This is a genomic window from Gluconobacter sp. (genome assembly GCF_047722525.1).
Taxonomy (GTDB): Bacteria; Pseudomonadota; Alphaproteobacteria; order Acetobacterales; family Acetobacteraceae; genus Gluconobacter.
In genome coordinates, this window is the sequence record NZ_JBDNYY010000044.1 from 1 (window position 1) to 9,100 (window position 9,100).

Annotated in this window: 8 protein-coding genes and 1 pseudogene; 5 read left to right on the top strand and 4 right to left on the bottom strand. The window is 47.7% G+C overall.

Annotated elements, in window-relative coordinates; all coding sequences use genetic code 11:
* The first annotated feature begins 248 nt into the window (after window positions 1–248).
* The 4 genes from ABF859_RS15005 to ABF859_RS15020 all read left to right on the top strand — a co-directional run bounded on the left by ABF859_RS15005 (window position 249) and on the right by ABF859_RS15020 (window position 6,326).
* Window positions 249–2,135 carry a hypothetical protein gene (locus ABF859_RS15005; protein ID WP_415528445.1) on the top strand — a complete coding sequence of 629 codons (1,887 nt, stop codon included), beginning with the start codon at window positions 249–251 and terminating at the stop codon, window positions 2,133–2,135.
* 734 nt (window positions 2,136–2,869) lie between these two features.
* The gene (locus ABF859_RS15010) at window positions 2,870–3,952 is read left to right on the top strand and encodes an IS5 family transposase (protein WP_415528450.1); all 1,083 of its coding nucleotides are present in this window, start codon (window positions 2,870–2,872) and stop codon (window positions 3,950–3,952) included.
* Window positions 3,953–4,487: 535 nt separating this feature from the next.
* The gene (locus ABF859_RS15015; RefSeq protein ID WP_064275425.1) at window positions 4,488–5,600 is read left to right on the top strand and encodes an S-(hydroxymethyl)glutathione dehydrogenase/class III alcohol dehydrogenase; all 1,113 of its coding nucleotides are present in this window, start codon (window positions 4,488–4,490) and stop codon (window positions 5,598–5,600) included.
* A 321-nt stretch (window positions 5,601–5,921) separates the two neighbouring features.
* The gene (locus ABF859_RS15020; protein ID WP_415528446.1) at window positions 5,922–6,326 is read left to right on the top strand and encodes a VOC family protein; all 405 of its coding nucleotides are present in this window, start codon (window positions 5,922–5,924) and stop codon (window positions 6,324–6,326) included.
* A gap of 87 nt (window positions 6,327–6,413) precedes the next feature.
* Here the strand turns inward: ABF859_RS15020 and ABF859_RS15025 are convergent, their stop codons facing one another.
* From ABF859_RS15025 to ABF859_RS15035, 3 genes are all read right to left on the bottom strand, one after another.
* Window positions 6,414–6,788 (bottom strand): VOC family protein, encoded by a 375-nt coding sequence (locus tag ABF859_RS15025; protein ID WP_415528447.1) that lies wholly within the window; start codon window positions 6,786–6,788, stop codon window positions 6,414–6,416.
* Window positions 6,789–6,907: 119 nt separating this feature from the next.
* Window positions 6,908–7,495, bottom strand: a complete 588-nt coding sequence (locus ABF859_RS15030) for a cysteine hydrolase family protein (protein ID WP_415528448.1) — start codon at window positions 7,493–7,495, stop codon at window positions 6,908–6,910.
* Window positions 7,496–7,526: 31 nt separating this feature from the next.
* Window positions 7,527–7,700, bottom strand: a complete 174-nt coding sequence (locus ABF859_RS15035) for a hypothetical protein (RefSeq protein ID WP_346006511.1) — start codon at window positions 7,698–7,700, stop codon at window positions 7,527–7,529.
* Window positions 7,701–7,795: 95 nt separating this feature from the next.
* Here ABF859_RS15035 and ABF859_RS15040 point away from each other — a divergent pair, with 95 nt between their 5' ends.
* Window positions 7,796–8,611: an integrase core domain-containing protein gene (locus ABF859_RS15040; RefSeq protein ID WP_415528449.1), complete on the top strand. Its 816-nt coding sequence runs from the start codon at window positions 7,796–7,798 to the stop codon at window positions 8,609–8,611.
* Between the two features lie 289 nt (window positions 8,612–8,900).
* Here the strand turns inward: ABF859_RS15040 and ABF859_RS15045 are convergent.
* Window positions 8,901–9,100, bottom strand: a pseudogene (locus ABF859_RS15045) (NADH:flavin oxidoreductase/NADH oxidase); the annotation flags it as partial.

The following is a 9,100-nucleotide window of genomic DNA, read 5'->3' on the forward strand; positions in this document are numbered from 1 at the left end:
CCCTATGTCCGATAATGTAAATTAACGGACATAGGAGGTGGAGAGGGGGCAATTTTTAGAAAAACCCTGAGAATTACCTTTTGTCCTCTAAAAGGTAATTTTATCGGTTCTAATCCTAATAGCCGCCCATAAATTGGGTCACAGGTATATTCGACAGAAATCGAAACAATCTTCGATAACCAAGGACTGTCACAAAAAGATAATTATGGTATCGTACCGACATATCTCATTACGAGACGGAGGTAAAATTGTCGGATTTCTCATTAATTTTTCCGCAGACGTCCGGGGCGCAGCATCATACAATATCTCCCGCAATCGGAAAAACTTCACCAGATCAGCACGATAATTCTTTATCAGCCCCGTCTTCTCAAGGTGTATCACTTAATCCTCATGGAATGGGTTCGACACAGAATTTAAACACAATCAGATCTATAAATTCTAATTACTCTCCTCACCGCCAGATCGATTACTGGAGAGACTCTCCCGATCTGGCCAACATTCATCAGAAGATTCGTAATATTGCAAAAAGCCATGGTACATCAAATGACGGCACTACAATAGCAGCCTCAAATATAAAGCTTCCTGTAGCAATATCTCTTATGTCCGTTTCAGACGATGATGAGGGCGATAATCCTCCTTCCCCCGTAACTTCAGGAGGCGGAGGCAGTGGCGGCGGCGTAGAAGCCCCGCCTGGACAAGGAGACGAAGTTCCAGTGACAGGATACAACCCTGGGTCGGGAGGATTATCTAATACGGGAGATGGATATACTCCTCCCGGCAATGCAAATGGCAATCTTCCCCCATCACCCCCGGAAGAAATAGAAGTTCATGCTCGAAAGGTGAAGGTTATAAACGGGGTGCAGTATCTTGAAGGAAGCAAAGGTCTAGTCACCTATGTCACTCACTCAGGAGGCTATGCCTCTTTAAAGATTTCTGATCTCGATAATGAGATTAACAAAGCAGCTCAAGATATCGGTGATTCAGAACCCGATGAAAAAACAATACAAAGCATTTACGATTATTTTTCGTCTGAAGAGCACAACATCAATGATGTCAGGTCCTTATACGCTCATAGCGATAGAATAAGGGACAAAGTCGAGAAATACTACAATGATGTTTTAAACAGAATGTCAGATGCAGATGAAATGAAAAAACAATTAGACTCTCTTGGTAACAATGATAATTTGAATAATACACGATTTAATTTGGCTCATTCCGACGAAGCCACAGCGCTATACAAGAATTTGATCTCTCAAGTGCAGGATAGGGTTCCCAGTTCTAACGATGATAACTGGACTAATGCACAGAAAGATCTTGTCGGCAAAAATGGAACTTACAAACAAGTCCGATACGATCTTGCCCATTTCTATGGCGAAGCCTGGGTGATAGATCCGTATTGGCAAAACATGCTCGGACGCCCCCCTACGGACGCAGAACGAGGCGCTGTGGAAGACAAGCTGGCTGATACCTCGACGATTCAAGGTATGCGTGTAGAGCTTGCTCATTCTGACTTGGTTATAAATGCTCTTGCAAAGGCATATGAAGATGAAACGGGACAATCTCTTGAAAACCCACAAAACTTAATACCGACTACAAATATTTCAGATGATATGGCAAACAAAGGATTAACCTTAGAGAGAATCAAATCACTTCTCGAAGTTGGTGCAAAGTTACCTGCGATTGATCAAAACTCTCCAGTAGGACACTATACCCCAATAGAGGCCTTGCCAACAAATGCTCATCAATACACAGATGGGTCCGGAAGGGTATTTGGTATAACAGAAAATTATAGTCTTAGATCTGTTGCTGAAGATGGGGAATTACACAAAACGGATGACAAGCTAAGTTTAAACTTCATGCACCTTATGCATGATACTCTTGGACATGGCGGAAAATTCGATGCCCAAAGAGATAACAATCTACAAGTTAGTTACAAAGGACTCGTAGATAATGCCAATTATAACGTTGGCGTATGGGGGGCGGCTGTGGGGTTACTTGATGGCGAGATCGAGGCGTTGGGACTCCTTTATATTGTGAAGAACGATCTTCATGTGGAGGCATTCAGCACACTTCAAAGAGATTTGCCTTTATGGATAGAAGGTTACAATGATTATAAATCAGGGTATATAAAATGATCTTAATTCTCATGATCATAATGATTATTTTCTATTTTTTTTCTTATGGAGCTATAGGCGCTATTGGAGCTTATTTGACAGACGCATCATTACATAATTTTAATTACGAAGATTTTTCTTTCTATTTCTGTACGTCTCTCATATTGTTCTTTTGGTTGTCGTCATCGAATTTTCTCATGTCTCTAACAGCTGCATTTATAAGAAAGAAGTTTCTTAGGATTCTTATTCTATCTGTACTTCCATCATATTTTTTATATTCTTTAGCAAGATTAATTTTCTCGGAGTTTTATATACATAATTCTTTTTTAAATATAAATAAAAATGAGATATTATTTAAAATAATTCTGGGAGTTTACTCTTTTGTATGGTCTTTATTGATATTTTTCTTTCTAAAAGATAAAATAACGAATACGGAGAATTGAATAATTATGATTTAGAGGGATCGAATAAACATTACAATAAAAAGACGGTAGCGGACGAACATTTATGATAAAGTCTACTATAAAATTTTCAGATGCTATAAGAGACGCCAAACTACATGAGAATGAAATATTATCTCGCAAATAATGCCATAGGACACGAAGGAAAATTTGATGTACAGCGAGATAAGAATTCTCATATTCTGTATACAAACCTCATTGATAATGCAAACTACAACGTGAAGGGTTCGAAAAACCTCTGGTTTTGAGGTTTGCTCTGTGATTCCATTTCCCCTGAGTTGATTGGGGGCATGGATCATGAAGCAGTCTGGTTTCTTTGATGTTGAAGAGCGGCTTGCCCGGTTGAGCGGGCTTGGCGATCAGCTCGAAGCGTTTTCCCGGACTGTGGATTTTGAAGTGTTCCGCCCGGAACTGGAGAAGGCACTGGCGTATTCCGACGGAAGCAAAGGCGGGCGCCCGCCGTTTGATCCGGTGCTGATGTTCAAGATCCTGGTGATCCAGACGCTGAACAATTTGTCCGATGAACGGACGGAGTATCTGATCAACGATCGCCTGTCGTTCATGCGCTTCCTTGGCCTGGGACTTTCAGATCGGGTGCCTGATGCCAAAACCATCTGGCTGTTCAGGGAGCGTCTGACACAGGCGGGTGCGATCGATCATCTGTTCAATCGTTTTGACGCGACCCTGCGGAACGCGGGCTATCTGCCGATGTCGGGTCAGATCCTGGATGCAACGCTGGTGGCCGCTCCAAAGCAGCGCAATACCAACGCTGAGAAAGCGGATCTCCGGGCAGGACGTATTCCAGAAGACTGGCAGGACAAGCCGGCAAAGCTGTCGCACAAGGATCGTCATGCACGATGGACACTGAAGTTCACGAAGGCGAAGCGGCAGGACGATGGAACCATACCGTCGAGCGATCTCGCCATCCCGTTCTTTGGCTACAAATCCCACGTCTCCATCGACCGGAAATTCCGGTTCATCCGGAAATGGAAAGCGACAGATGCCCCCGCCAGTGACGGTGCCAGACTACGCGAGGGCTTGCTGGATAAAACCAATACCGCCTCAAGCGTCTGGGCCGATACCGCGTATCGCTCGAAAGCCAACGAAGACTTCATGGAAAAGCAGGGCTTTGTCTCAAAGGTTCACAGGAAAAAGCCGCATTTCAAACCGATGCCCCGGCATATCCAGAAATCAAATGCTGGAAAGTCGGTCATCCGCTCGCGCGTCGAGCATGTCTTTGCCGATCAGAAGTCACAGACGGGGCTGTTCGTTCGAACCGTCGGCATAACGCGAGCCGCCATGAGGATCGGGCTGGCCAATATCGTCTATAATATGCGCCGTCTTCTCTTCCTGGAGCGAATCAGCGCGAGCGCGTAGTCATCCAGCAGGGGACAGCCCCTAATCCGTTCAAAACACAAACAGAAAACGCCCAAAAGAACCGTCAATCAGATTGCCAAAACCCTGAAATCACGGGCCAAGCACATCAATCAACGGTTCTTCGATCCCTCCAGCTGCTTAGTCTAGCAGGATCCGACCTGAGCCATGGAGATGCCGTGAACATTTGGTCATGATCCGGAACTACAAACTGTGCGCTTTAAGCGTCTTATAAAGTTATGCTTGAAGAAGTAGATATCGTTGCTCTGACCACAGTATCACCATATTCCCTTGTGTCATAGCGCGACAGTCTGGGTCATCGTACATGCTGTTGGAAAGTAAAGTTTGCACAGAGTGTCCTGTGCGGTAGCAAATGAAATCAATGCCTTTACAATCGCAACAGTCCAGGAAGCAGATACAGAAAATGTTTTCGTGGGGAAATAATCGATGCCGAAAGTAATCCCCGATATATAACCTGAATACTTCGCCATAGATATCAATAAAATGACGAACCGTTGAATACTTTGAGGACAGAAAAATGAAATCACGTGCTGCTGTCGCTTTTGAAGCAGGAAAGCCGCTTGAAATTGTTGAAATTGATGTCGCGCCGCCGCGTAAAGGAGAGGTCCTCATTCGGATAACGAATACTGGTGTTTGTCATACAGATGCATTCACACTGTCAGGCAACGATCCGGAAGGGCTTTTTCCAGTCGTGCTAGGGCACGAGGGGGCTGGTATCGTTATCGAAGTTGGCGAAGGTGTAACAAGTGTCGTCCCGGGAGATCATGTGATCCCGCTTTACACGGCGGAATGCGGAAAATGTGAATTTTGTTTGTCCGGGAAAACCAATCTGTGTATTGCTGTTCGCGCAACACAGGGCAAAGGCTTAATGCCGGACGGTACAACGCGTTTTTCATATAATGGTCAGCCTTTGTACCATTATATGGGATGTTCGACGTTCAGTGAATATACAGTTGTTGCTGAAGTCTCGTTGGCGAAAATCAATCCTGAGGCCAATCCAGAACATGTCTGCCTTTTGGGGTGCGGTGTCACGACGGGAATTGGTGCGGTCCATAATACAGCCAAGGTTCAGCCGGGGGATTCCGTTGCTATCTTCGGCCTGGGTGGTATTGGTCTTGCTGCGGTTCAAGGGGCACGACAGGCGAAAGCAGGACGCATTATTGCCATTGACACCAATCCGGAAAAATTTGCGTTAGCACGCCAGTTTGGCGCTACGGACTGCTTGAATCCTAAGGATTTCGATAAGCCCATTCAGGAGGTTCTGATCGAAATGAGTGGCTGGGGTATTGATCATACCTTCGAGTGTATTGGCAATGTCCATGTCATGCGCTCAGCCCTGGAAGCTGCGCATCGTGGATGGGGGCAGTCTATTGTTATTGGTGTCGCCGGAGCGGGGCAGGAAATCTCGACACGTCCGTTTCAACTGGTCACAGGACGTGTCTGGAAAGGCTCTGCTTTCGGCGGTGTCAAAGGTCGTTCCCAACTTCCGACTATGGTCGAAGAGGCGATGAAGGGGGACATTGAGCTTGCTCCCTTTGTTACCCATACCATGCATCTGAACCAGATTAACGAGGCTTTTGACCTCATGCATGCAGGAAAGTCTATTCGGTCGGTTATCCACTTCCACTGAGAGCGTTGAATTAAAATTAGACGATGAGGTACAGAAAAAAACTGCCATCCTTGTTGTCCAATGGGCGTCTGCAAAACGGACATAACTGAAGATGGTGCTTGACCGCTGCTGCTAGCATCAGCAAAGTCGTATTTGCCTAGAAAGACAGCGATGCAGGTATGGTGATAACCTGTGGTCTCTTCAGAGACAGTCACGCTTGAGCGAATAAACGCGCTCTTGGCCATGGCCGGACACGACGAGGATAGGCCTCGTCCGTGGTCGGTCGTTGCTGTCCAGATTGCGATCGGCTCGTGTCCGTCTCACCAACGGAAAGACACAGTCATGAAGCTAAACCATATCAACCTCTACAGCCACGATACTGAGGCTGATCGCGTAATGTTCGAACAGTATTTTGGCCTGCGCACTCTCGTTGTACGTGGGATCAAAATGGCCATCATGCAGGACAATGATGGGCTGGTTCTGATCGTCAATCATTTCGATAACAAGCTCGAAGGCTTTGATTACCCCAGGCAATTCGACATCCTGCACATTGGTTTCATCCAGAAGTCTCGCGAGGACGTCGATGCTCTCTATGAGCGCCAGAGCGCCGATGATTGGGAGGTGAAGGCTCCATGCAACGCACATGGCGCGTGGTCCTTCTACTTCCGGGCGAAGGGTGGTTATTTCATCGAAGTGACGACATTAACGCCGGTTCGCCCCGAAGAAGCATATCAGGGAGCCCCATGATAATACTGGGCATGAGAGGTTGAGCAATTGGCCGAGCTTCATCAACGATACGGATCATACGTCTCTTAGCACCTCAAAGTCAGTGAACTAGGTGGTGGTCTGGGTACGAGCCGTAAGCTTGTTTCCATCTGGATCGCGAATGTAAGCAACGAATGCTCCGTTTGGGCGCTCAATGGGCGGGCTTTCTATGCTGGTTCCGCCATGGGCAATACCGGCGTCATGCCACGCAACAACATGGCTGGGACTGGCGGCGGCAATGCCAATGGTCCCGCCATTGGCAGCCGTCGCGGGCTCTCCGTTTATCGGCTTTGTGATCATCAACCGTCCCCCATTGTGTCTGTAGATGAGACGACCTCTGGAATCCATTTCGCCAGGGACGCCTCCTAAGGCGGCAAATGTTGCGTCATAGAAAGCTCTCGCCTGTTCGAGGTCATTGCTGCCAATCATCACGTGGGTGAACATGGTTCTACTCCTTAACTAAGAACAATAGAATATCCGATATCAGTACATATACTCATTATTTAATACGTTCTATACCAATATTATTTCTCTCTCTTAAGTCGATATTATCACCGATCGATTTATGATAGATCCCTGATGACTGTCTTCGAAGTTACGACCGACCCAATCGGCGGAATGAGTTTTTCCATAAGAAACGCTTGCATGTTTGCATCACTGTCCGCACAAGCATCCTCTACGACAACGACATTGTAATCCAGATCAAAAGCCTGCCGAAAAGTTGAGAGTACTACGCCGGAGGTTGTAACACCCGCCAGAAGGACTGTTTGAATTCCGTTAGCCCGCAGAATCATATCGAGATCGGTACCGCTAAAAGCGCCTATCCGATGCTTGATAATGACAGGCTCCTGTTCGTGTGGTGCAAGAGAAGCATCAATTTGCATCTCTTCGCTGCCCGGTTTGATCAGTCCATTGTCTCGCAGCCAGGAAAACATCGCGTTCCGATCGCTTATTTCGGGATAATCCGACCGAAACGAGACCATGACATGAATAACTGGTAACCCAGCATGCCGTGCAGCTTTCAGGATATGTGCAGCTGTCGAAACGACTTGGGACGCAATTTCGGGTGACATAAAATTCTTGAGAACAAACCCCTGGAAATCCATCAGGATCAATGCAGATGTTTGCGGCTCCAGCGTCAAGTTCGTCATGAGAGTCTCCTCATAGGATAGAATTGAAAAATCAGTGCTTTTGGGGCGGCAGGCGCAGAACAAACCAGTTTCCTGTGGCTCCCAGACCCAACAGGATGCTTGTTCCCAGGAAAACTGCTCGCATACCGATCTGCCCACCAATAAAGCCACCAAGTAGCGGTTCGGCGACCTGTCCTGCATATTGTGCAGAAATTGCCGCCCCCATGATGCTTCCAACTCTGTGATCTGGAACATTGTGCCTAGGTGTTTAGTCCCAGGGTTTGATGGTGTGATATTTTCACGAGAGTGGAGGGAAGCCTTATGGGACAGAGACGTCATGGGAGCGCCACGACCACGCACGCCGTGCGAGCGGCAATACAGCGATCGCAGGCTTCGCTCGCGACGCTGAGCGAGGAGTTCGGGATCAACCCGAAAACAGTTGCAAAATGGCGAAAGCGTCAAACGGTTGAGGATCAGAAGACAGGTTCTAAAGAGCCGCGCTCAACGGTCCTGTCCGAGACGGACGAAGCGATGATTGTGGCGTTTCGCCGGCATACGTTGCTGCCGCTGGATGACTGCCTTTATGCCCTGCAGGCCAGCATCCCTCATCTGACACGCTCGGCTCTGCATCGCTGCCTTCAGCGCCACGGGATATCCCGGCTTCCGGATATCGAGGGAGACAAGCCCAAACGACAGCGTTTCAAACGCTATCCCATCGGCTTTTTTCACATCGATATTGCCGAAGTCCAGACTGCTGAGGGCAAGCTGCACCTCTTCGTTGCTATCGACCGGACAAGCAAATTCGCTGTCACACAACTCGTCGGGAAAGCCGATCGGAAGACAGCCTGGGAATTCCTCGAACATCGTCTGACGAAACCCAATCATCCCTGGACGAACGGTCAGGTTGAGCGGATGAACCGGACGATCAAGGAAGCAACCGTCAAACGCTTCCATTACGACAGTCATGAGCAGTTGAGGACACACCTCAACGACTTCATGGCAGCCTATAATTTCGGGCGAAGACTCAAGACCCTCAGTGGCCTCACACCTTACGAATACGTCTGCAAAATCTGGACTTCAGAGCCAGAAAGATTCATCATCAATCCAACCCATCAAACCCCGGGACTAAACACCTAGTTCCGAGGTCAGTGTGTTTACCAATAGATTGACGGATAGTCCGAGATCTGGGCGAGGGTCATAGACGACCGTGCCGCCTTTCAACCTCAGGTGTCTTATTTCGCCAAATAGATCCACCTGTCCTCCAGGCACAGCATTTTACAGGGCTACTATTTATAATTACCCAATGACAGTCTTGTATCATATTGGTCACCGGCCGTTCCTCTGAAAAAGAAACAGCCGGTAGAACTCCAGTTGATGACACAAGTAGTCCTACCCTGAGAGAAGGATAGGAATGATGCTTGTCGTCTCAGAACTGCCCGAGACTGTAACGCTCGAGCCAGCGGGCATATGGAGCAGGCAAGACCCAGGCCGGTCGATCTGCTCGCAAGGCTTTTGCGGCTGCATAGGGCCAATGCGGATTGGCAAGAAGTGCACGTCCAATCGACACGAGATCCAATCTTTGCTCGGCAGCAGCCTGCTCTGCCACGGCAGGCACCTCGAAGCCCC

Coding starts and splice junctions, on each gene's coding strand:
- ABF859_RS15015 (WP_064275425.1), top strand. CDS start 4,488: ATGAAATCACGTGCTGCTGTCGCTTTTGAAGCAGGAAAGCCGCTTGAA.
- ABF859_RS15020 (WP_415528446.1), top strand. CDS start 5,922: ATGAAGCTAAACCATATCAACCTCTACAGCCACGATACTGAGGCTGAT.
- ABF859_RS15040 (WP_415528449.1), top strand. CDS start 7,796: ATGGGACAGAGACGTCATGGGAGCGCCACGACCACGCACGCCGTGCGA.
- ABF859_RS15030 (WP_415528448.1), bottom strand. CDS start 7,495: ATGACGAACTTGACGCTGGAGCCGCAAACATCTGCATTGATCCTGATG.
- ABF859_RS15025 (WP_415528447.1), bottom strand. CDS start 6,788: ATGTTCACCCACGTGATGATTGGCAGCAATGACCTCGAACAGGCGAGA.
- ABF859_RS15035 (WP_346006511.1), bottom strand. CDS start 7,700: ATGGGGGCGGCAATTTCTGCACAATATGCAGGACAGGTCGCCGAACCG.